24 protein-coding genes are annotated in these 22,646 nt (G+C 62.4%); 15 read left to right on the top strand and 9 right to left on the bottom strand.

Annotated features, from left to right (window positions below; translation table 11 throughout):
* Position 1 precedes the first annotated feature (1 nt).
* From gspG to gspE, 3 genes are read right to left on the bottom strand one after another with little or no spacing between them, the layout of a single operon-like run.
* On the bottom strand, positions 2-442 hold the full coding sequence (gspG, locus tag G7020_RS07145; protein ID WP_181083217.1) for a type II secretion system major pseudopilin GspG: 441 nt from the start codon (positions 440-442) through the stop codon (positions 2-4).
* Positions 442-1,656 carry a GspF family T2SS innner membrane protein variant XcpS gene (xcpS, locus tag G7020_RS07140; RefSeq protein ID WP_181083348.1) on the bottom strand — a complete coding sequence of 405 codons (1,215 nt, stop codon included), beginning with the start codon at positions 1,654-1,656 and terminating at the stop codon, positions 442-444. The genes gspG and xcpS overlap by 1 nt, the downstream gene beginning before the upstream one ends.
* A 53-nt stretch (positions 1,657-1,709) precedes the next feature.
* Positions 1,710-3,320 carry a type II secretion system ATPase GspE gene (gene gspE, locus G7020_RS07135; RefSeq protein WP_423835573.1) on the bottom strand — a complete coding sequence of 537 codons (1,611 nt, stop codon included), beginning with the start codon at positions 3,318-3,320 and terminating at the stop codon, positions 1,710-1,712.
* Positions 3,321-3,849: 529 nt separating this feature from the next.
* Here gspE and G7020_RS07130 point away from each other — a divergent pair.
* From G7020_RS07130 to G7020_RS07095, 8 genes are all read left to right on the top strand, one after another.
* Positions 3,850-4,971: a Re/Si-specific NAD(P)(+) transhydrogenase subunit alpha gene (locus G7020_RS07130; RefSeq protein WP_181083216.1), complete on the top strand. Its 1,122-nt coding sequence runs from the start codon at positions 3,850-3,852 to the stop codon at positions 4,969-4,971.
* A 13-nt stretch (positions 4,972-4,984) separates the two neighbouring features.
* The gene (locus G7020_RS07125; protein WP_003284152.1) at positions 4,985-5,302 is read left to right on the top strand and encodes an NAD(P) transhydrogenase subunit alpha; all 318 of its coding nucleotides are present in this window, start codon (positions 4,985-4,987) and stop codon (positions 5,300-5,302) included.
* Between the two features lie 3 nt (positions 5,303-5,305).
* On the top strand, positions 5,306-6,742 hold the full coding sequence (locus G7020_RS07120) for an NAD(P)(+) transhydrogenase (Re/Si-specific) subunit beta (protein ID WP_181083215.1): 1,437 nt from the start codon (positions 5,306-5,308) through the stop codon (positions 6,740-6,742).
* Positions 6,743-7,052: 310 nt separating this feature from the next.
* Positions 7,053-7,253 (top strand): DUF1127 domain-containing protein, encoded by a 201-nt coding sequence (locus G7020_RS07115; protein ID WP_181083214.1) that lies wholly within the window; start codon positions 7,053-7,055, stop codon positions 7,251-7,253.
* A 108-nt stretch (positions 7,254-7,361) separates the two neighbouring features.
* A complete protein-coding gene (locus G7020_RS07110) occupies positions 7,362-7,679 on the top strand; it encodes a DUF2388 domain-containing protein (protein WP_181083213.1) in 318 nt (105 codons plus the stop codon).
* Positions 7,680-7,757: 78 nt separating this feature from the next.
* Positions 7,758-8,051: a DUF2388 domain-containing protein gene (locus tag G7020_RS07105; protein ID WP_181083212.1), complete on the top strand. Its 294-nt coding sequence runs from the start codon at positions 7,758-7,760 to the stop codon at positions 8,049-8,051.
* Between the two features lie 28 nt (positions 8,052-8,079).
* Positions 8,080-8,400, top strand: a complete 321-nt coding sequence (locus G7020_RS07100) for a DUF2388 domain-containing protein (protein WP_181083211.1) — start codon at positions 8,080-8,082, stop codon at positions 8,398-8,400.
* A complete protein-coding gene (locus G7020_RS07095; RefSeq protein WP_181083210.1) occupies positions 8,397-10,355 on the top strand; it encodes a DUF4105 domain-containing protein in 1,959 nt (652 codons plus the stop codon). The genes G7020_RS07100 and G7020_RS07095 overlap by 4 nt, the downstream gene beginning before the upstream one ends.
* Before the next feature lie 41 nt (positions 10,356-10,396).
* Here the strand turns inward: G7020_RS07095 and G7020_RS07090 are convergent, their stop codons facing one another.
* Positions 10,397-10,747, bottom strand: coding sequence for an NADH:ubiquinone oxidoreductase (locus G7020_RS07090; protein ID WP_181083209.1), 351 nt, complete (start codon positions 10,745-10,747; stop codon positions 10,397-10,399).
* Between the two features lie 90 nt (positions 10,748-10,837).
* On the opposite strand from G7020_RS07090, the gene G7020_RS07085 reads away from it, so the two are divergent.
* Complete coding sequence (locus G7020_RS07085; RefSeq protein ID WP_181083208.1) at positions 10,838-11,806, top strand: CobW family GTP-binding protein; 969 nt, start codon at positions 10,838-10,840, stop codon at positions 11,804-11,806.
* Positions 11,807-11,820: 14 nt separating this feature from the next.
* On the opposite strand, the gene G7020_RS07080 is transcribed toward G7020_RS07085, so the two are convergent.
* Both G7020_RS07080 and G7020_RS07075 read right to left on the bottom strand, forming a co-directional pair.
* Positions 11,821-12,207 carry a DUF3301 domain-containing protein gene (locus G7020_RS07080; protein ID WP_181083207.1) on the bottom strand — a complete coding sequence of 129 codons (387 nt, stop codon included), beginning with the start codon at positions 12,205-12,207 and terminating at the stop codon, positions 11,821-11,823.
* 159 nt (positions 12,208-12,366) lie between these two features.
* The gene (locus tag G7020_RS07075) at positions 12,367-13,296 is read right to left on the bottom strand and encodes a LysR family transcriptional regulator (protein ID WP_181083206.1); all 930 of its coding nucleotides are present in this window, start codon (positions 13,294-13,296) and stop codon (positions 12,367-12,369) included.
* Positions 13,297-13,775: 479 nt separating this feature from the next.
* On the opposite strand from G7020_RS07075, the gene G7020_RS07070 reads away from it, so the two are divergent.
* The 6 genes from G7020_RS07070 to G7020_RS07045 all read left to right on the top strand — a co-directional run bounded on the left by G7020_RS07070 (position 13,776) and on the right by G7020_RS07045 (position 20,107).
* Positions 13,776-14,846 (top strand): C4-dicarboxylate TRAP transporter substrate-binding protein, encoded by a 1,071-nt coding sequence (locus G7020_RS07070; protein WP_181083205.1) that lies wholly within the window; start codon positions 13,776-13,778, stop codon positions 14,844-14,846.
* Between the two features lie 85 nt (positions 14,847-14,931).
* Complete coding sequence (locus tag G7020_RS07065; RefSeq protein ID WP_181083204.1) at positions 14,932-15,507, top strand: TRAP transporter small permease; 576 nt, start codon at positions 14,932-14,934, stop codon at positions 15,505-15,507.
* Positions 15,500-16,813, top strand: coding sequence for a TRAP transporter large permease (locus G7020_RS07060; protein WP_181083203.1), 1,314 nt, complete (start codon positions 15,500-15,502; stop codon positions 16,811-16,813). The genes G7020_RS07065 and G7020_RS07060 overlap by 8 nt, the downstream gene beginning before the upstream one ends.
* A 51-nt stretch (positions 16,814-16,864) precedes the next feature.
* Entirely contained in the window at positions 16,865-17,557 is a 693-nt protein-coding gene (locus G7020_RS07055) for a cyclase family protein (RefSeq protein ID WP_181083202.1), read from the top strand.
* Positions 17,558-17,608: 51 nt separating this feature from the next.
* Entirely contained in the window at positions 17,609-18,694 is a 1,086-nt protein-coding gene (locus tag G7020_RS07050) for a CobW family GTP-binding protein (RefSeq protein ID WP_219852609.1), read from the top strand.
* 12 nt (positions 18,695-18,706) lie between these two features.
* Complete coding sequence (locus G7020_RS07045; RefSeq protein WP_181083201.1) at positions 18,707-20,107, top strand: amidase; 1,401 nt, start codon at positions 18,707-18,709, stop codon at positions 20,105-20,107.
* A 195-nt stretch (positions 20,108-20,302) separates the two neighbouring features.
* On the opposite strand, the gene G7020_RS07040 is transcribed toward G7020_RS07045, so the two are convergent.
* The 3 genes from G7020_RS07040 to cysW form a co-directional block, all read right to left on the bottom strand.
* Complete coding sequence (locus G7020_RS07040; RefSeq protein ID WP_181083200.1) at positions 20,303-20,710, bottom strand: SMI1/KNR4 family protein; 408 nt, start codon at positions 20,708-20,710, stop codon at positions 20,303-20,305.
* 82 nt (positions 20,711-20,792) lie between these two features.
* Positions 20,793-21,767 (bottom strand): sulfate/molybdate ABC transporter ATP-binding protein, encoded by a 975-nt coding sequence (locus G7020_RS07035; RefSeq protein ID WP_181083199.1) that lies wholly within the window; start codon positions 21,765-21,767, stop codon positions 20,793-20,795.
* A complete protein-coding gene (cysW, locus tag G7020_RS07030) occupies positions 21,764-22,639 on the bottom strand; it encodes a sulfate ABC transporter permease subunit CysW (RefSeq protein ID WP_181076076.1) in 876 nt (291 codons plus the stop codon). Before cysW ends, G7020_RS07035 begins: the two co-directional genes overlap by 4 nt.
* Between the last annotated feature and the right edge of the window lie 7 nt (positions 22,640-22,646).

Raw genomic sequence — 22,646 nt, 5'->3', positions numbered from 1 at the left:
ATCAAAGATCCCAGTTGCCGATATCCGCGTTCAGGTCGCTTCCGCCCGGCTTGCCATCGGCGCCCAGCGAGTAGAGATCGAACGGGCCCTGAGTGCCCGGCGACAGGTACTGGTAGTCGTTGCCCCAGGGGTCCTTGGGCACGCGCTTGAGGTAGCCGTCGCGGTTCCAGTTCCTCGGTTGTGGGCTGCCGCCAGGCTTTTCCACCAACGCATTGAGGCCCTGCTGGGTGCTGGGGTAGGCGAAATTGTCCAGCTTGTACATGTCCAGCGCGGCGGCGATGGCTTTGATATCGCCCTTGGCCACGGTGACCTTGGCCTGATCCGGGCGGTTCATCACCTGCGGCACCACCAGCGCGGCGAGAATGCCAAGGATGACCACCACCACCATGATTTCGATAAGGGTGAAACCCCTCTGTTTGCGCTCGTTCGACTTCATAAGCATTACCCCACCAGTTGGTTGAGAGAAAGAATCGGCAGCAGGATGGCCAGTACGATGACCAGCACCACGGCTCCCATGAACACCAGCATGAACGGCTCGAACAGCCCGACCAGCAGCGAAATCTGCGCGGCCAGGTCGTTCTCCTGGTTGCGTGCGGTACGCGCCAGCATCTGGTCGAGCTCGCCGGATTTCTCGCCGCTGGCGATCATGTGCAGCATCATCGGCGGAAACTCGCCGGTGGCTTCCAGCGCACGGGTCAGGCTGCCGCCCTCGCGCACGCGCTGCGCCGCTTCGACCACGCGCTCGCGGATGCGCAGATTGCCGATCACCGCGGCGGCGATGCCCAGCGCATCCACCAGCGGCACACCGCTACGGGTGAGAATCGCCAAGGTCGAGGCAAAGCGCGCGGTGTTGGTCGCCCGCGCCAGCCGTCCGACCAGTGGAATGCGCAGGATGAAGGCGTGCCAGCGACGTTTGATGTTCGGGTCGCGCAGGGCCAGACGCATGGCGATGCCCGCGCCGACGATGCCCAGCAGCATCAGCCAGCCCCAGCGCTGCACCGCCTCGCTGGTGGCGATCAGGCCGGTGGTCAGCGCTGGCAGTTCCTGGCCGGTATTGACGAACACCTTGACCACGTCCGGTACCACGTAACCGAGCAACAGCACCACGATGGCCAGCGAAGCCACCAGCAGGATCACCGGGTAGAGCAACGCCAGCTGGATCTTCTGTCGCGACTGCTGGCGCTGGTCGGTGTAGTCGGCCAGTTGGTCGAGCACCAGGCCGAGGTGCCCGGCGTGCTCGCCAGCGGCCACGGTGGCGCGATACAGCTCGGGAAAGGCCGAGGGGTATTCACGCAGGGCGGCGGCCAGGCTGTGGCCTTCCATCACCCGTGCGCGCACCGCCAGCAGCATCGACTTGATCCGCTGCGAGCTGGCCTGCGCCGCCGCGGCACGCAAGGCTTCCTCGATGGGCAGCGCGGCCTGCACCAGGGTCGCCAGCTGGCGGGTGACCAGCGCCAAGTCGCGCGCCGACAAGCCTCGCCCGAAGCTGAAGCCGCCCGTACCGCTGTCCTCTCTGGAGCGCGCCTGCTTGACCTCCAGCGGCGACCATTGCTTGTCGCGCAGCAGCTGGCGGGCCTGGCGCGGGCTGTCCGCCTCGATCAGACCCCTGTGCTGGCGACCACGCGCATCCAGCGCGACGTATTCAAAGGCGGCCATCATTCAGGTTCCCGTCAGGCATGGACGTGTTGTGGCCCGACCATGGCGCACGCTCATCGGTCCGTGGCCCTGCGGTCATGGAACTGGCCACGGCGGTCGCTGCTCTGGCGCCTATCGCCACCCTGGCGGCGATCGCCTTGTCCGGCGCGACGATCCTCGCTGGTGACGCGCAACACTTCCTCGATGGTGGTCACCCCTTCACGCACCTTGCGCAAGCCGTCGTCGCGAATGCTCGGGCCAAGCTCGCGGGCGTGGCGGACCATCTCCTGTTCGGTGGCGCGGGTGTGGATCATGCTGCGCAGCGCGTCGTCGAACAGCACCAGTTCGTAGATGCCGGTACGCCCGCGATAGCCCAGCTGACGGCAGGCGTCGCAACCTTCGGCGTGATACAGCGTCGGCGCCTGACGGGGGTCGAGGCCGAACAGCGCGCATTCGGCTTCATCAGCGACATAGGCGCGTTTGCAGTCGTCGCAGAGCACCCGCACCAGACGCTGGGCCAGCACGCCGAGCAGCGACGAGGAAATCAGGAAGGGCTCCACGCCCATGTCCACCAGCCGCGTCACCGCGCCGATGGCGCTGTTGGTATGCAGCGTGGACAGCACCAGGTGGCCGGTGAGCGAGGCCTGCACGGCCATGTCGGCGGTTTCCTGGTCGCGGATCTCACCGACCATCACCACGTCCGGGTCCTGCCGCAGAATGGCACGCAGGCCACGGGCGAAAGTCATGTCGACCTTGGTGTTGACCTGGGTCTGGCCGATGCCTTCGAGGTTGTATTCGATGGGGTCCTCGACGGTGAGGATGTTGCGCGTGCGGTCGTTGAGCGTGGTCAGGCTGGCGTAGAGCGTGGTGGTCTTGCCCGAGCCGGTGGGGCCGGTGACCAGAATGATGCCGTGTGGCCTCTTTACCGCCTGCTCCATGCGCCGGCGGTCGCGCTCGCTCATGCCCAGGTGCTGCAGGGTCAGGCGCCCGGCCTGCTTGTCGAGCAGGCGCAGCACCACCCGTTCGCCGTTGGCCGACGGCAGTGTGGACACACGAATATCCACCTCGCGGCCACCGACCCGCAGGGAAATCCGGCCATCCTGGGGGATACGCTTTTCGGCGATGTCCAGCCGCGCCATGACCTTGATCCGCGACACCAGCAGCGCCGCCAGTTCGCGTTTGGGCTGCACCACCTCGCGCAGGATGCCATCGACGCGAAAGCGAATGATCAGGCGCTTCTCGAAGGTTTCGACATGGATATCCGAGGCGTTTTCCTTGATCGCCTCGCCCAGCAGCGCGTTGATCAGGCGGATGATCGGCGCGTCATCTTCCTGCTCCAGCAGGTCCTCGGTCCGCTCGATCTGGTCGGCCAGGCTGTGCAGATCCATGTCCTCGCCCAATCCTTCGACCATCTGCATCGCCGCCGAGGAATCATGCTGGTAGGCGGCGCCCAGCGCCTCGTCGAACTCGGGCTGGGCCAGCCACTGCACCGGCAACGGCCCACCCACCACGCGCTGCGCCTCCTGCACGGCGGTCAGAGCCGTGCCCTCGCGCAGGCCCAGACGCGGCTCGCCGTCAGGCTCCAGCACAATCACGCCGTGGCGCCGGGCAAAGGCGAAAGGCAGGCGCCGGCGTACCGGTTCATCCGGCACTGGAAGTCTTTCGTTCAGGTGCATCTCGGCCATGGTTGCCATCCCCAGGCAGACAGTCGAAGTTCGCTGGCGCTCAAGCCGGCGGCGTCAATGGCTTTGGACTACAAGGATTGGATGGCATTCGCGGTTTTGATCCTTTTTTACATTCGGTAGTCGAAGCCACCGGCAGAACCGGCACCAAGGTCGGTAGTGAACAGCGCTCCAGGCGAATACCGGGCACAGGGCTCGCCCTTCATGCTACGGCGCGCCATTTATGACCGGCCCGCAGTCATTTCAGCGCTCATTTGACCGGCTCGTTGAAGCCCGAAGTCGCCGGAGTTTTCAGGACCGATAGCCATGATTTTGGTCAGATTCTGAATGTAAAAACATCTCCAGTTCTGATTAAAACAGTTGTTTGATTTTTTCAGCCCTTGCAGAATGCGCCGCCGCGACCGGCCAAAACCGCCGGAAACGGGCTGTCAACCGCTTTACCCGCCTTTGGAGCGGTCAAACGTATCGCCAGCGAAGCAGCACATGACCACGACAGGGTCACTGGCCACGATTACGCAGGAGAACAAGAACAATGCTCATTGGTGTTCCTCTCGAAACCCGTCCCGGAGAGACGCGCGTCGCCGCGACGCCGGAAACCGTCAAGAAGCTGATCGGCCAGGGCCACCAGGTCACTGTGCAGAGCGGCGCGGGCGTACAGGCCAGCGTGCCGGACAGCGCCTACGAGGCGGCAGGTGCAAGCATCGGGGATGCCGCTGCGACGTTCGCAGCAGCCATTGTGCTCAAGGTGAACGCGCCGAACGAAACCGAGCTGGCGCAGATGCAGCCGGGCAAGGTCCTGATCGGCATGCTCAATCCCTTCGATGATGACAACATCGCGCGCATGGCCGAGCGCGGCATCACCGCCTTCGCCCTGGAGGCCGCACCACGTACCTCCCGCGCGCAGAGCCTCGATGTGCTGTCGTCCCAGGCCAACATCGCCGGTTACAAGGCGGTGATGATCGCCGCCAATCAGTACCCGCGCTTCATGCCCATGCTGATGACCGCCGCCGGTACGGTGAAGGCCGCCCGTGTGCTGATCCTCGGCGCCGGGGTCGCCGGCCTGCAGGCCATCGCCACGGCCAAGCGCCTGGGCGCGGTGGTCGAAGCCTCCGATGTGCGTCCAGCGGTGAAGGAGCAGATCGAGTCGCTTGGTGCCAAGTTCGTAGACGTTCCCTTCGAAACCGATGAAGAGCGCGAGTGTGCCGAAGGCGTTGGCGGCTATGCCCGGCCCATGCCGGCGTCCTGGATGGCCCGTCAGGCCCAGGCCGTACACGAGCGCGCCAGGCAGGCCGACATTGTCATCAGCACCGCGCTGATTCCCGGTCGCAAGGCACCGACACTGCTGCACGAGGCCACTGTCGCCGAGATGAAGCCCGGCTCGGTGATCGTCGACTTGGCCGCCGCTCAGGGTGGCAACTGCCCGCTGACCGAGGTCGATCAGGTGGTGATCAGGCACGGCGTGCGCATCGTCGGCTACAGCAACCTGGCGACGCTGGTGCCTGCGGATGCTTCGGCGCTCTACGCACGCAACCTGCTGGACTTCCTCAAGCTGGTGATCGATGGCGAAGCCCGCTTCCAGCTCAATCTCGAAGACGACATCGTCGCCGCGTGCCTGATGTGCCGCGACGGTCAGGTCGTGCGGACCAACGGTTAAGGGAGTCGCGAAAATGGACCTGATTTCTGATGGCATCTACAACCTGATCATCTTCGTGCTGGCGATCTACGTCGGCTATCACGTGGTCTGGAACGTCACCCCCGCGCTGCACACGCCGCTGATGGCGGTGACCAACGCGATTTCCGCGATCGTCATCGTCGGCGCCATGCTCGCCGCGGCGCTGACCGTCACCCCGCTGGGCAAGGCCATGGGTACCCTGGCCGTGGCGCTGGCGGCGGTCAACGTGTTCGGCGGTTTCCTCGTCACCCGGCGCATGCTGGAAATGTTCAAGAAGAAGGACCGCAGCGCGGCCAAGGCAGAGGGCAAGTAAGCCATGAGCATGAACCTGATCACCCTGCTCTACCTCGTCGCTTCGGTGTTCTTCATCCAGGCGCTCAAGGGCCTGTCACACCCCACCACGTCGCGACGTGGCAACCTGTTCGGCATGCTCGGCATGGCCATCGCCGTGCTCACCACGGTCGGCCTGATCTTCAAGCTCGGTAGCGAACTGGCTACCACCGGCATCGGTTACGTGATCGTCGGTCTGCTGATCGGCGGCAGCATTGGCACCCTGATGGCCAAGCGCGTCGAAATGACCAAGATGCCCGAGCTGGTCGCCTTCATGCACAGCATGATCGGCCTGGCCGCTGTGTTCATCGCCATTGCAGCAGTGGTCGAGCCGCAGTCGCTGGGCATCGTCGCCGGCATGGCCGATCCGATCCCGTCCGGTAACCGTCTGGAGCTGTTCCTTGGCGCGGCCATCGGCGCCATCACCTTCTCCGGTTCGGTGATCGCCTTCGGCAAGCTCTCCGGTAAATACAGGTTCCGCCTGTTCCAGGGCGCGCCGGTGGTGTTCAAGGGCCAGCACATGATCAACCTGGCCGTCGGCCTGGCGATCCTCGGCCTGGGTCTGGTCTACACCTTCACCGGCAATATCACCGCCTTCGCCGTACTGGTGGCGCTGGCGTTCGTCATCGGCGTGCTGATCATCATCCCCATCGGCGGCGCGGACATGCCGGTGGTGGTATCGATGCTCAACAGCTACTCGGGCTGGGCGGCGGCGGGTATCGGCTTCTCGCTGAACAACTCGATGCTGATCATCGCCGGTTCGCTGGTGGGTTCGAGCGGCGCGATCCTCTCGTACATCATGTGCAAGGCGATGAACCGCTCGTTCTTCAACGTCATCCTCGGCGGCTTCGGCGCCGTTGCCGATGCCGGCGGCCCGGCGGGTGCGCAGGAAGCGCGTGCGGTGAAGTCCGGTTCGAGCGACGATGCGGCCTTCCTGCTGACCAACGCCGACACCGTGATCATCGTTCCCGGCTACGGCCTGGCGGTGGCGCGCGCGCAGCATGCGCTGATGGAGCTGGCCGAGAAGCTGACCCACCGTGGCGTGACCGTGAAGTACGCGATCCACCCCGTCGCCGGACGGATGCCGGGCCATATGAACGTCCTGCTGGCCGAGGCCGAAGTGCCTTACGAGCAGGTGTTCGAGATGGATGACATCAACGCCGAGTTCGGCCAGGCCGACGTGGTGCTGGTACTCGGCGCCAACGACGTGGTCAACCCGTCGGCCAAGACCGATCCGAAGTCGCCGATTGCCGGCATGCCGATTCTGGAGGCGTACAAGGCCAAGACGGTGATCGTCAACAAGCGCTCCATGGCCAGCGGCTATGCGGGTCTCGACAACGAGCTGTTCTACATGGACAAGACCATGATGGTCTTCGGCGACGCCAAGAAGGTCGTCGAGGACATGGTCAAGGCTGTCGAGTGATCCATGTGGGGATGGCGACGGAACGCCTTTGAATACCCGGATTACGCTTCGCTAATCCAGGCTACGATGCATTTTTCGTAGGATGGAATCGCCGCAGGCGCTTCCGTCATGGGTGATGCAAGAACGGGCGTCCATGTTCAGCCATGGGCGCTCGGCGACACAGTTGCTTCCAGCATGACCGGTACAGTTACCCTCCGCCAGCAACTGAACCGGTACAACTTTCCGATGCTGTAACTGTTTGTCGAAAGCGCCGCGCGCGACTCTAGTATGCCCACTCTCCCCACCCGGCAACCACCGGAAGGAAGGCATCATGGATCGCGCCCTACCCCGCATCCTGTCTTTGCGCACTTCGCGCGATACGCTGGAAAGGCTGGTACAACTGCTGCGCCTGTGGCGTCAACGGAGCCGAACGCGCCGACAGCTGGCGGCACTGGATGATCGTCTGCTGGCCGATAGCGGCATCAGCCACAGCGAGCGGATGGACGAGCTGAGCAAGCCGTTCTGGCGCTGACACCCGCTTACTGCCCTGCAACCGCATGCCCTGTTATCCTGCGCTGCACTAACAGTCGGTTTCAGGCCGTGCTTGTTTTACTGTCAGGCCGTAGTGGAGAGCCCGCCCATGTCCAAATTCCTGCTGATCCTTGGTGCATCCGCCGCGTTGCTGGCGGGTGCCGCTTCGGCATCCAGTTTTATCGCCACCACCGATACGCTTGGCGCTTCGCTGGCCAATACCGTGGAAGGCACATCCGACCTAACCTCTTCGATCGGTGACGACAAGCTGGTATTGGATGCTCGTGATGACGCCGCACATTTTGTCGCCAGCAATGGCGAGCAAAAAGGCGCACAGCTGGAAGCGGCCCTTCAGCATATTCGCACCCGGGCCCCTGCCATCAAGGCCACCGACCTTGAGCTGGCACGCGCGATCCTGGCCCTGTAAAACGGCGCAAAAGGAAGACGCTGGCCGTTGCGCTGGCGTTTCGCTAGCCTTGCTGGATTTTCTGGCATCGGGATTCATATGCGTCCGCTTTATCTTTTCTTGGCTGGCTGCTGCTTCTGTGGCAGCGTCCAGGCGTTCGATACCACCCTGGCCGGCATCGTGGCCTCCGGTTATGTCACCAGCCAGCTGACCAGCCTGCCCTTCGAGAACAAGCTGATCGTCGAGGCCAGGGACGAAGCGGCAAGCTTCGTCGCCAGTGCCGGCCAGCTCCACGGCGCACGCCTGGAAGCCGCCCTGCGCTGGATGCGCGAGCAGCATCCGGGGCTGACGGTCAGCGATCTGGAACTGGCCCAGGCGATACTCGTCCAATAACGGCCCGCCTTACTTAACGAGACCTGCAATGTTCAAGCTACTCACTGCCACAGCGGTCGCACTGACCCTTCTCGCCGGGGCGGCCCAGGCACAGACGCTGGTGGCCACCAGCAATATCGTCATCAACGCGGTGGATCGCAGCGTCAATTTCACCTCGGACGCGACCAGCCGGATCAGCGGCATGAAGCTCGTCCTCGACGCCCGAGACGAAGCCGCCAGCTTCGTTGCCAGTGCCGGCGATATTCGTGGCGCACGCCTGGAAGCGGCCTTCGCCACCCTTCGCACCGAGTTCGCCGAAGCCCGCCAGGCGAGCGATCAGGCGCTGGCCGAAACCATCCTCGCCCTGTGAAGCCGGCCTGCGCCTGGCTGCTGGCTGTCCTGCTGGCCAGCCTTGCCGGTCAGGCATGCGCCACGCTGCGACTGACACTGGAAAGCCAGGCGCTGCAACCCGCCGAACGTGCCGCTACCCAGGCCCTGCTCGATGAAGCCCTGGCCGCCCTGCCGCCGCGCATGCTGCAGCAGCTGGACCGCAACGTACGGGTACGCTGGCAGGATGACCTGCCTTCCCAGGCTTATGGACGTGCGGGCAGCGATCTCATCGAACTCAACCGCGAGCTGCTGCCATCGCTGGTCGATGGCTCCGCTGCACGACAGCGCACGGCGCGGGTACACGGCACGGTGCGCCAGGAACTGCTCGCCACGCTGATCCACGAGCTGGCGCATCTCTACGACCGCGCCCGTCTATGGTCGCCAGCGAACAGCAAGCACCTGGCCTTCTGCAGCCGCCGTGCCGCCAGCCTCGGCCTGGTCGGCCTGCCGGATGAATGCCGCGGCCAGACCGAACGCCGCTTCACCCTCAGCGACGATCCGCGCCTGCTGGATCTCGCCGGCTGGCCACAACGGGTCGGCAGCCGTGGCGAGCGCGAAAGGCACAATGCCCAAGTGGCGCGCAGTCCCGATATCTACGAACTGACCAGCCCACTGGAGTTCGTCGCGGTAAACCTGGAGTACTTCCTGCTCGACCCCAGCTACGCCTGCCGCCGCCCGTCACTGCACCGCTATTTCCGCGAGCACTTCGGCTGGCAGCCCGCCGCCACGCAGCTCTGCGCCGACGGGTATCCGATTCTCAACGCCGGCCAGGACCTGGCCCGCACACCGTTGCTGCGCCTCGATCCCGAGCGGGTCTTCGAGGTGGACTATCTGTTCGCCGAGGCTAACGACGCCTGGGTCAGTCGCTGGGGCCACAGCATGCTGCGCCTGGTGATCTGCGCACCGCAGCGCACGCCCGGCCCCGATTGCCGGCTGGATCTGGATCATCACCTGGTGCTGTCTTTCCGCGCCTTCGTCGGCGACGTGCAACTGTCCAGTTGGGACGGCCTGACCGGCGCCTACCCGTCACGTCTGTTCGTACTGCCGCTGGGCCAGGTAATCGACGAATACACCAAGGTCGAGTTGCGCAGCCTGGCCTCGATTCCACTGCGGCTGGAACGCCGCGAGATCGAGATGCTGGTCGAACGCAGCGCCGAGCTGCACTGGAGCTACGATGGCGACTACTACTTCCTGTCCAACAACTGTGCGGTGGAAACCCTCAAGCTGTTGCGCAGCGGCACCCATCGCGCAGAGCTGGCGGCACTCGACAGCATCCTGCCCAGCGGCCTGCTGGAGTTGCTGATCGCCCGCAACCTGGCCGACGCCAGCGTGCTCGACGATCCGCGTGAGGCGCTGCGCCTGGGCTATCGTTTCGACTCCTACCGTGAGCGCTATCAGGCGATGTTCGCCGTGCTCAAGGAGCGCTTGGGATTGCCGCAACAGACCGTGGAACAGTGGCTGGAATTATCAGCCAGCGAGCGTCAGCTCTGGATCGCACAAGCCGACCTGCGCGCCAGCGCGGCCTTGCTGCTGGTGGAACAGGCCGCACTGCGCCGGCAACTGCTGCTGGCCCAGGAAGAGCTGAAGAAGCGCTACCTCAGTGGCCGCGAACGCGGCGATGCCAGCCTGGCCAAGGCCGATGGCGCACTGCAGCAGATTCTCGCCAACAGCGGCTATCTGAGCCGCCCGGCTGAGTTGCTCAACGACGAAGGTTACGGTCTGCCGCAAGCCGGCGAATGGCAGCGCCTGGAAGAACAGAGCGGTCAGCGGCAGGCGCAGCTCAACCAGCTAAGCGAAGAACTGGACCGGGAAGTCCGGCTCTTGCTGAGCGACGAACGCCGTCTGGAACTGGAAAGCATCGAGCGCAACCTTGAACGAGTCGGCCAGCACCTGCGCCAACTGCACAAGGCTGATGGCGGGCTGGAGCTGCCGTAGTAATCTGCCTATCGGTAGGTTCCACGTGAAACCTCGAGGGCTCAGGGCGTTTCCCAGCGCGCCTCCTGATGCTGCTCGCAGGCAGGCGCGAGAAAGCGTGCGTCGCTCGCCACGCCGTAATAATGAATGTCCTGGCGGTAACTGAGATTGGAGGCCTGTGCGTTGCGGCAGATGCCGAAGGCGCCGGTTGGGCAACTCTCGACGAATTGCACTTCGACCTCCTGCCCGGCCAGCTGGGGCTGGCAGTAGCCGCTGCGAAACAGCTCGCTCGGGATACTTTTATTCTCCTGACAGACTTCGACTTCCACACCGCCCCCGCTGCTGGTCACAATGCAGGCCTCAGCCAGGGCCTGTCCGGTTGCCAACAGCATGCAAAGCGCCAACAGTCGCATCGTTCATCCCCTTGAAAGGGGTAAATCTAGCATGCCGGGGCAGCCGGGCAGCGTCACCGCCTCACGCCTTTTTTCCAATGACAGGCTCCCATGCTCGAACAGATCCCCACCCACCTGATCGCCGGCCCGCTGGGCGCTGGCAAGACCAGCCTGATCAGGGCGCTGCTGGTACAGAAACCCGCCAACGAGCGCTGGGCCGTGCTGATCAACGAATTCGGTCAGATCGGTCTGGATGCCGCGCTGCTGCACCGCGACGACAGCGGCATCAGCTTTGCCGAAGTCACCGGCGGCTGTCTGTGCTGTGTCAACGGCATGCCTTTCCAGATCGGCTTGAATCGGCTGCTGCGCAAAGCCAGACCGGATCGCCTGCTGATCGAACCTTCCGGGCTAGGCCATCCGTTGCAGTTGCTGCAGCAGCTGCGCCAGGCGCCTTGGGATCGGGTGCTCACACTGCAACCGGCTGTCATGGTGCTGGATGCCGACGCATTCACGCGAAACCCGGTCCTTTCTCCCAGCCAGCAGGAAATGGCTGCCCAGGCTGGTCTGCTGATGTTGAACAAGAGCGAGAAGCTGAGTGACGACGTTCGCATGTGCGTGCAGCAAAAGCTGCCGGAGCGCCCAATTTTATGGACATCTCACGGACAACTCGATCTGGCCCGACTGCCGGGTATCGGGAGCTGCGCCAGCATGGCGACAGCGGAGTACCTGCCCCCGCTCGCTGCAGCGCCACTGGCCCATGTCTGGCTAGACCCACTGCAGCCGACAGTGCTCAGCCATGCCGCCGCCGAAGGCTGGAGCATCGGCTGGCGCTGGCATCCAGGCCTGGTGTTCGACATCCAGCGCATCAGCGGATGGCTCGCGACGCTACCCTGGCAGCGCGCCAAGCTGGTACTGCACGGGGAGCATGGCTGGGTATCTGCGAATGCGCTGGAAGGCAGGCCGCTGGAGTTCAGGCCCAGCGAATGGCGGCGCGATTCACGCCTGGAACTGATCTTCGCGGGTACGCAGTCCGAAGCAGCCCTCAGCCACGGCCTGCGCCATTGCCTGGCAGGACGCTGACGCGGCAGGCCGGCTCAGTCGTTGCGGTTGCGCCAGTCATCCATCTGGAACACTCGCCCCTGCTCCGCCGACGGCGTTGCCTGCGCCGGGAACGGATGCGCATCCGTCTCGATCGGCCCGGCACGCATGCCGAACATGCTGATACTGCCCTGATGCCGCTGCTCTCCGGTCACGGTGAACTCGAAGCCATACACGCGCGCGAAACGGCGATGTCCCCGCGCATCACGTACCCAGCCCAGACGCCGGAACGCAACGTTGCCATCGAGCAGTTCGATATCCATCTTCTTGCAGTAACGCTGCACCGCCACCAGCGCATGCTCGCGTATTCCGTGGGAATGCCAGAGCCAGGCGGCGACCGCGGCGAAAAGGAGAAAGACCGTGAAATTGCCCAAGGTCAGCATGGAAAGATCCCGTCAAGACAGGCGACCAGCTTAACAGCCATGCAGGCAGCCGACTAAATCCATGCCCAGCACTTTTCCAAGCTGAGAGCAGGGGCCTTATGTCACCGCATATAGGGAGCGGCCTCTCGAAGCCGAGGGCCTAAAACAGCGCAGCGTTCTTCAGATAAGCCGGGCAGGCCATGCGTCCCCATCGACCATTTCATTCACCACTTCGATCAGGAGCTTGTGCACGGCCCGTACCGCGCGTGACCGCACCCCCTTGCGGGCCGCAGCGATATGCACGCTCCAGCTCACCCGCGGATCCGTGATGGGCGTTGCCGTCACCCGCCCCTCCTCGATTTCCCGGCCCAGGCAGACAAGCGGGAGCACCGTGCAGAAATCGGCATTCACCAGTTCGATGATGCTGCTCAGCGAATCGATTTCAAACTTGACGTTCAGCTTGACCTCCCGCTTGGCCGCCAACACATACAACAACTTCGTCAGCACGTTTGGATAGCACGGGAGGACGAGCTGCAGCTCTTCGAGCATCGAGAACGGTACGGCCTTCCTGTTCTTCACAATGCCTTTGTTTCTGGAAATGAGAAACAGATCCTCCGTGAGCACCGGCATGAGGTCGACACCCTCATCCAGCTCCAGCAGCTTCGGCTCGTAAAGAATCGACAGGTCGAGGCTGCCGCGTTGCAGAGATTGGCTCAGGCTTCCGCTCATGGCCTCGACCACGTGCAGGGTGATGCCCGGATAAGACTCATGCACCCTGGCTACGAGCGGCGCGGTCAGGGCGCGGGCGGCGGTGGTGGTTACGCCGAGCCTTACTTCCCCGGTCGGATTGCGGGTCAGGTCCTGCACCAACAGCGGTGTTCTATCGATTTCATTGAGTATGGTGCCGAAATGACTCAACAGCATCGTCCCCAAGTCATTGGGCGCAATGCCCCGTGAATGGCGGGTTACAAGCTCGACCCCCAGCTCATCTTCCAAAGCGCGCAGCTGTTGGCTCAGGGCGGGCTGAGCGATACCCAGCTCATCAGCGGCTTTTGAAAGGCTTCCGCATTCGGCAATCCGTACAAAATAGCGCAGCTGTTTAAGATTCATCGTTCACTGGCCATTGGTTATAAGGGCTCTTCCATCTTTAGCTATACGGCATAACGATAGCTCCTCGCTCCGCAAAAGCAAAAGCATATATCTTCTTGAATAACATGATTTCTTTCAAATAACAGAAATACACGCGAATGAGCATGTAACAACAGCAAACACCCAAGAAAATAAAGCCCAAAATGGTGCAACGAGAAGATTTATGCCCAAGATTAATGCATAAGAAGAAACGATAGCAGCTAGGCAAAAATAGTATTCGTCTTATGCAGCTTTTAGTCGTTCACTGATAACCGACTGGTCGACATACAACAAGAAAACAGGAGGTCCACCAACTAGCAATCACAACAACGCTAATGCACCCAAGAAAAGCAGTGAATGCACTGAGATCCTGCAGATCATCAGTTTAGCTGCTGCCAGAACTGGATTTCTCCATAAGCGAAGCTTGCATTGCACGCGCTAACCGCACATAGAGGACAGACATGAAACATATAAAAAAAACAGGCTTTCATTTCTTACTATCCCTTGGAATTCTTAGCGCTGCAGCAAGCGCACATGCAGATCAGATAAATCTTCGAGCAGGTTCCGGCCACCCGGTTGGCTTATTGTCGTACATGGAAACGGCACACAACTTTTTTGTTCCGGAACTCAAGAAAAGAATCGAAGCTGATACGGACCACAACGTTCGGGTTATGGAGCTTCATGCCGGACAGATCGCCAAGGTGACGGAGGTTCTGGAGGCCACACGGGATGGCCTGCTGGACATCGGCTTCATCAGCATGATCTTCGAGCCATCGGAACTGCTCGCACAGAACTTCCCTCTGTTCTTGCCGTTCGGCTCCCCTGACGCCAAAGTGGCAAGCGAAGCCGTGAGGGCCACGTATGCGGCTCATCCCGAGCTGACCGAAACCTTCGAGAAGAAATACAACCAGAAGCTGCTCGCGGTCAGCTGTCTGTCCAACTATGGCCTGGGCACCACCTTTGCCTGGAAAAACTTTTCTGACCTCCAGGGACACAAGATTGCCGGTGCCGGGGTAAACCTGGACTGGATCAAGGGCGCGACACCTGTGGCCTCCAACCTGAACGAGGCCTACCAGTCCATGCAGACCGGCGTGTATCAGGGCTACCTCAGCACTTCAACCTGGTGGACGACGTTCAAACTCAACGAAGTTGCAAAGCATTATTCAAAAATTGACTTTGGCGCAATGCCGGTCAATAGCGTCACGGTCAATCTGAAAACCTGGAACAAGCTGCCTGCCGATGTACAGCAGATACTTAAAGAAGTGGCCAGGGATTACGAAGACGCCACGGCGGAAGTCTGTGCCACCAATGACCGTAACGGCCTGCAAAAAGCCAGAGAACTTGGCGTCAACGTCAATGAGATCAGTCCTGAAGCTCGCAAGGCCTGGGCCGAAGCCTTGAAGGACTTCCCCAACCGCATGGCCCAGGAGGTCAACAAGCAGGGCATGCCGGGCACCGCGATCATGAAGACCTATATCAGCGAACTCGCGAAGCGTGGCTACGAATTCCCGTATGCCTACGAAATCGACTGAGAACCATGGCCGAGCCCCAAAAAAGCTCGGCCACATTCACATGGTTCATCTGAGATAAGCGACCTACTCCAAGCGAGGGCGTTTTATGTTAGCGCGCAAGAGTTCCACAACAGGGTGGGTCGGCTTCCTCGATTCCGCTCTCCGGATAATCAGCAAGGCGATGATGGTAATAGCCGCGACGCTATTGGTATTGGTGGCATTGCTGATTGCAGCAGATGTTTTCGGGCGAGGACTATTCAACGCACCCATTATTGGCGTTGCGGAAGTTGTGATTAACGGTCTGGTCATCATTGCCTTTCTGCAATTGCCCTATACGGTCCGCATTGGCGGCATGCTCCGCACAGAGCTGATGGATATGTTAGCGCCACCGCCAATAAAGCGCTTTCTATGGTTGGCCGGATATCTCCTGGGAGCATTCTTGTTCGCGATCCTGGCAAGAGCCGAGTGGGGCAACATGATAAATGCATTCATCAATGGTGAGTTCGAGGGCCATGTAACCTTTGCGGTACCTGTATTCCCAAGCCGCCTGGCAATCGTGGCAGGGTCCATTCTTGCCGCCATGACTTATCTGGTAATGGCTATTCCTGCAGCAGTTGCCCTTTTCACTGGAAACGAAGAGCCGCTCAACGTGTTGAAAGGACAGGAGGTTGAACATGGGTAGTCCAGAGTTTGCCGCGATCATTATTGCGGTTCTGGTAATGAGCATTCTTCTCGGTATACCGGTGGTTATTTCCCTCGGACTGACAAGTTTCTTTGGTCTCGCCTATCTGATGGGCACCTTCGATATTGCCAGCTCATTGCTCGCCAGCAGTGCTTTCGGTGCTATTCGTGCTTATGAATTCGCGACGATTCCACTGTTCGTGCTACTTGGGGAAATACTGGCCAAGTCAGGGGCGGCCACCGATCTGTTCAAACTGATCAACCAGTCGTTCAAGCGCTTGCCAGGTCGCCTGGCTCTCGCGACTGTCGGGGGCAACGCGGCCTTCGGTGCGGTAACCGGGGTTTCCATCGCATCGGCTGCTGCCTTTTCCCGCATTGCCTACCCGGAGATGGCGCGCGCCAAATATGACAAAGGCATCGCGCTGGGATGCATAGCCGGCAGTGCATCCCTGGGCATGCTGCTACCGCCTAGCGTGCTGCTGATCATCTGGGGCGTCATGGCCGAGCAGTCAATCGGCAAGCTCTTTATCGCAGGCGTAATTCCCGGCCTGCTGCTGGCATCGCTGTTCTTCCTGTTCCTGCTCGTCTTCGCCCTGCTGCGGCCACGCCTGTTCGGTAGTGCCCACGAGCAGGACGCCGTCGTAGAGAAAGCCGATGCGCGCGCCAGGATCGGTGCCACTGGCGTGATCCTGATGATCCTGTTGATTTTCGGCGGTATCTGGTTTGGCCTGTTCACGCCAACCGAAGCCGCGGGAATCGGCGTGCTCGGCGCGGTCATGATCGGAGTCGCCAAGGGCATGAAGTGGCGCGACTTTTCCGCATCGATCCTCAACACCGGACGCATCTCGGCACCCCTGCTCTTCCTGCTGATCACGGCGCAGATGTACTCGCGCCTGCTGTCCATGGGCGGTATCGGCGACATGATCGGCGACCTGTTCCTGGGCGTCGGTGGCGTTTACCTGACCCTGGCCATCATGGTCGCGATCTGGCTGGTGCTGGGCATGTTCCTGGATAGCACCTCCATCATCCTGCTGACGGTACCGATCTTCGCGCCCATCGCCACCGCACTGGGTTTCGAACCGCTGGCTTTCGCGATCCTCGGCATCCTGGCCATCGAGGCAGGCCTGCTCACGCCCCCGCTCGGGCTGTGCGTCTATACGGTCAAGGGCTGCATATCCGACCCCGACGCCTCGCTGGGCCTCATTTTCCGGGGCTCGATCCCCTACTGGATCATCCTGCTTCTCGTCGTCCTCTTGGTAGCTCTCTTTCCTGGGATCGCCAACTGGCTTCCCACGAAAATGATGTAGTCGCACCCGCGCCTACGTTATTCCACTGCGTCTAACAAAAGGAAAAACGCAATGCCCATCATCGACCTTACGTTGAAGATCGAAGACAACATGCCGGCGCACAAGCTGTTCCAGCGTCCGGTCATCACGGCTCACTTCACCCATGAAACATCGAAGAAATTCAATCTCGGCGTGCCGGGCGACCAGATGACCTTCGCCACCACGCACCTGTCGATGCTCGACCACATCGCCACCCACGTGGACGCCTTCTACCATGTGGGACCCGACGGACTGACCATCGATAACATGCCCCTGGATATGTTCATGGGCAAGGCGGTCTGCCTGGATCTTCGCCATATCCCGGATCTGGGCGACATCGATGTTGCCGATCTGGAAAAAGCCGAAGCGAAGGCTGGCGTGAAGATCGACGGGCATATCGTGCTGATGTGCACCGGCCTGCACAAGAAGTACTACCCGGACGTCAAGGTCGTCTGGTCCAACCCCGGCCTGACCGAGGCCGCGACCCACTGGCTCGCCGACCGCAACTCCAAGCTGCATGGCGTCGAAGGCCCTTCCACCGATAAACCCTCGCACAACGAGTTTCCCAGCCACCGCGTATGCCGTGACCGCGGCATCACCCACTACGAGTGGCTGGTCAACCTGGAGGAGCTGGTCGGCAAGGGCGAATTCATGTTCTACGGCCCGCCGCTGAAAATCGACAACGGCAGCGGCTCGCCGGTGCGCGCCTGGGCTGAAGTGCAGTAATCGACTCTGGCTGCGGCTCGCGCCGCAGCCTTTTTCTGCGGAGGATCCACTGTGGACCAACGAATCCCCATCACCGTGCTCAGCGGCTTCCTGGGAGCGGGCAAGACCACCTGCCTCAACCGTGTGCTCACCGACCCCGAAGCCGGACGCATCGCGGTCATCGTCAACGAGTTCGGTGAAATCGGCATCGACGGCGACCTGGTTTCATCGGCTTCGGAAGACATGCTGGAGCTCAAGAACGGCTGCATCTGCTGCGCGAGCAAGGATGACCTGGTCAAGACCATCTATGAGCTGTTCATGCGCAAGGTCGGCGCGCTCGAACCCCGAATCGAGTTCGACAAGCTGCTTATCGAAACCACCGGCATCGCCGACCCCACGCCGCTGGCCCAGATCTTCTACACGGACATGCAGCTCAACCTGAGCTACCGCCTGGATGCCATTGTCACCATGGTCGACCTCAAGCATGTCGTTCAGCAGTTGCAAGCCTCGGACGAGGCGCGCAAGCAAATCGCAATGGCCGACAAGATCATTCTCAACAAGCGCGACCTGGTGGATGACGCAACCTACGAAGCAGCCCTGGCCGCGGTAAGGCGCTTGAACCCCGGCTGCCCTGTCGAGACCACGACCTACGCCGAACTGTCCGCCGCCAGGGTCATGGATCTCAGCCTGTTCGATCCGAACACCAAGGAAAGCGCCGTCGCCACCTGGATCGGCGAAACCACGCCGGCACCCCACGAGCATGACCATTCGGCGTGCGGGCAGGATTGCAGCCATGCACACCATGACCACGCCAGCCAGCACGGCGATATCGTTTCCGTATCGTTCCGCGAAGAGACGCCGCTGGATTATGCCGAGCTGATGCTGGCGCTTTCCGAATTCAACGATGAATACGGCGACAACCTCTTCCGTATCAAAGGCCTGATCCAGTTCGGCAATGATCCGCGCCCCGTCATTCTTCAGGGCGTGCAACAAGTCTATAGCCCGCTGACCTACGCCGAATCCTGGCCTGGAGATGTACCGGACTCGCGTCTGGTTCTGATCGGCAGGAATCTTCAGCGCAATACGATCCTGCAACGCCTGTCCCTGTGCAAAGCGCAGGAAAGCGCGACGCTGGACCGCGCCCTGGGCGCCATCTGAGAAGGACACGCTATGAATCAGGAACTCGATTTCATGTCGGCGCTGGAGACACGCGCCGCCATTGCCCGCAAGGAGGTTTCCCCGGTCGAAGTGGTGCAGCGGGCGCTGGAGCGGATGGAGGAGACCGAACCCAGGCTCAATGCGTTCGCCGCCCGCACACCCGAACTTGCCCTGGCGGCCGCGCGAAAGGCTGAACAAGCCGTCATGGACGGTGCGCCGCTCGGGCTCCTGCATGGCCTCCCCGTGTCGGTCAAGGACCTCATCACGGTGGCCGGGGAGCCCTGCTCCTTCGGCTCCCGCACCCTGGCCGACAATCTTGCCCAGGTAGACGCCCCGGCAGCCGAGCGGATCAAGGCTGCCGGGGCCTGCATCATCGGCAAAACCACCACGAGCGAGTTCGGCTGCAAGGCGGTCGGCGACTCGCCATTGACCGGCATCACGCGCAACCCCTGGGATCTGACCCGAACGCCTGGCGGCTCCAGCGCCGGGGCCGCGGCCAGTGTCGCCGCCGGCGTCAGTGCGCTGGCGCTGGGCACCGATGGCGGCGGCTCGCTGCGTATTCCGGCGTCGATGACCAACCTCTTCGGGATCAAGGCCCAATTCGGTCGGGTCCCCGTCTTCCCTGCATCCGCCACACCGACGCTGGCGCATGTGGGGCCTCTGACGCGCACCGTCCGGGATTCCGCGCTACTGCTGCAGGCCATCTCCGGGTACGACCCGCGTGATCCCTTCTCGGTCGCGGGCGAAGTGCCGGACTTTCTCGCGGCCTGCGATAAACCGGTCAAGGGCATGCGTATCGCCTGGTCGCCCACCTTGGGCTACGCGAAACCGCTCCCGGAGGTCGTCGAGATAGCCGAACGTGCGGCCCGTGTCTTCGAGGACATGGGATGCACCCTGGAGCTGGTCGAGAACGTCATGGACGATCCGGGTGAACTCTGGATGGCCGAATTCTATGCGGGTGTCGGGACCAGGCTGCAGAACGTCCTGCGCGATCAGCCGGAGCTGATCGACAGCGCCGTTTCCGACGTCCTGGTCGGAGCTCTCGATCAGACGCTCGATGATTACTACGCCAAGGTGTTCGCCCGCTATGACTTCCGCGAAAAGATGCGGCAGTTCTTCAGCACATACGACCTGCTATTGACGCCGACCATTCCGGTTCCCGCACCGGAGATCGGCGTGAACGTGCCACCGGAAGTCGTTGGGCGGAATATCGTTTCCTGGGTCTTCTATACCTATCCGTTCAACCTGACCGGGCAGCCGGCTGCCTCAGCACCCGCGGGTATGACGAAGGGCGGACTGCCCGTAGGATTGCAGATCGTTGGGCCTCTGCATGGAGAGTGCGCAATTTTCCGTGCGGCAGCTGCTCTGGAGGAGGCTTGCCCTTGGAGCGGACACAGGCCGAGGGGCTTCTAGCAGGGTCGAGGTTTGCCTGTGAGCCTCGACGGCTTGGACGATGTCCGCAAGGTGCAGCCACAGCCGCCATCCTGCGGGCATCATTCAAACTCATGGAGCATCGACAGTGATCGAACTCGACCCGGCAAAAGGACCACCTGTGCTCCAGCTCGGCGCACCGGGGGATGATTGCGGCCAACTGCATGCCGATGCGCCTCAGCTCTCCAGCCAGACGTCCCGTGCCCAGTGCCAGACCGACTCCCAGCTTTCATCGGTCAACTCGTGGGTGTCGCCGTCGAACAGCATGACCTCGCCTTCCAGATCGACCACGTAGAAGTCGTTGCCGTCCTGGCAGATCGGCAGCAGGTCGCGCTCCACACCGGCATCCCAGGCCAGTGCCGCGACTTCCGGCAGGTAGGTGTGCGATTGCGGATCGGTGGCGGTGACGGGTTCCAGCCGGCCGTAGACCACGTCGCTGACCAGCAGAAGAAATTCACGCAGGCCGTAGGGCAGGTTGATAAACAACTCTTCCTCGACCTCCACCAGACGCTCGTCGTCCGGCAGTTCCAGCGGCACCGGAACCGGCTCGTTGAGTTCGCGCAGTTGTTCGATCACCTCTTCCATACCGCCGCCCCCGCTCACGCCAAGAAAACGCGTTTATACAAGCCCCGACGCGAGCGGACCAGCCCCGCACGCCACTTTCGGCTCAGGGGCGTGGCGCCGGCTGGAAGTACAGCGTCTCGCCCCGCGCGGCGCCCAGCAGGCTGGCGTGGTCATTGGCGACCTCCACCTCGATCGGCTCGGCCTGGCTCGCCACTTTCAGCGTCACGCGGGTGATCGCGCCGAGCGGGCGGATATCGCGAACCTCGCCGGGCAGGTGCTCGGCGCTGGCGACCCGGCTCAGGGACACCTCGTGCGGGCGGAACAGCATGGAGCGCTCATCGTCCAGTTGCAGGCGATTGGCATCGCCGAGGAAGTGATAGACGAACTCGCTGGCCGGGTTGCGGTAGACCTCCGCCGGCGTGCCGATCTGCTCGATCACGCCCCTGTTCATCACCACGATGCGGTCGGCCACTTCCATCGCCTCTTCCTGGTCATGGGTGACGAACACGCTGGTCAGATGCACGTCCTCGTGCAGGCGCGCCAGCCAGCGGCGCAGCTCCTTGCGCACCTTGGCGTCCAGCGCGCCGAAGGGCTCGTCGAGCAGCAGCACGCGGGGTTCGACCGCCAGCGCGCGAGCCAGGGCGATACGTTGGCGCTGGCCGCCGGAAAGCTGCTCGGGGTAGCGGTCGGCGAGCCAGTCGAGCTGCACCAGGCCGAGCAGTTCATGGACCTTCCCGGCGATCACCGCTTCGCTCGGGCGCTGCTTGCGCGGCTTCATGCGCAGGCCGAAGGCGACGTTGTCGAACACCGTCATGTGGCGGAACAGCGCGTAGTGCTGGAAGACGAAACCGACGTTGCGGTCACGCACGTCGTGGCCGGAGACGTCCTCGCCGTGGAACACGATGCTGCCGGTGTCCGGGGTCTCCAGCCCGGCGATGATGCGCAGCAGGCTGGTCTTGCCGCAGCCGGAGGGGCCGAGCAGGGCCACCAGCTCGCCGCTCTGGATGTCGAGGTCGATAGTGTTCAGCGCCTGGAACTGGCCGAAGCGCTTGTTGACGTTGCGAACTTCGATACTCATGGCTGTGCTTCCGTATGCAGGCGCGCAATGCGCGATTCGCTCCACTGCTTGAGCAGCAGGATCACCAGCGCCAGGGCCAGCAGCAGGCTGGCGACGCTGAAGGCGGCGACGTGGTTGTATTCGTTGTAGAGAATCTCGACGTGCAGCGGCAGGGTGTTGGTCAGCCCGCGGATATGCCCGGACACCACCGATACCGCGCCGAACTCGCCCATGGCCCGCGCGGTACAGAGCACCACGCCGTAGACCAGGCCCCACTTGATGTTCGGCAGGGTGATGTGCCAGAACATCTGCCAGCCGCTGGCGCCCAGCAGCCGCGCGGCCTCTTCCTCGGTGGTGCCCTGCTCCTGCATCAGCGGGATCAGCTCGCGGGCGACGAAGGGCACGGTGACGAACAGCGTGGCCAGCACGATGCCCGGCACGGCGAAGACGATCTGGATGTCGCGGTCCATCAGCCATTCGCCGAAGTAGCCCTGGGCGCCGAACAGCAGCACGTAGATCAGGCCGGCAATCACCGGCGATACCGAGAACGGCAGGTCGATCAGCGTCACCAGGATGCTCTTGCCGTGAAACTGGTACTTGCTCACGCACCAGGCGGCGGCCACGCCGAACACCAGGTTGAGCGGCACCGAGATGCCCACGGCGAGCAGCGTCAGCTTCAGCGCGGCGATGGCATCGGGCTCGAAGATCGCCTCGAAGAAGGTGCCGAAACCCTGCTTCAGCGCCTCGCTGACGACGATCAGCAGCGGCAGCAGCAGGAACAGCCCGAAAACCAGCCAGGCGGCGAGGATCAGCAACCGGCGTCCCAGGGTATTGCCACGACGCGCGGCATTGGTGGAGGTGCTGGCTGTCGCGGGTAGCGAAACAGAAGACATGGCGACC

The organism is Stutzerimonas stutzeri, from assembly GCF_013522825.1.
In the GTDB taxonomy this organism is placed as follows: Bacteria; Pseudomonadota; Gammaproteobacteria; order Pseudomonadales; family Pseudomonadaceae; genus Stutzerimonas; species Stutzerimonas stutzeri_AK.
The sequence above is the reverse complement of the archived record's forward strand: the minus strand, read 5'-3'. Positions and strand labels throughout refer to the sequence as shown.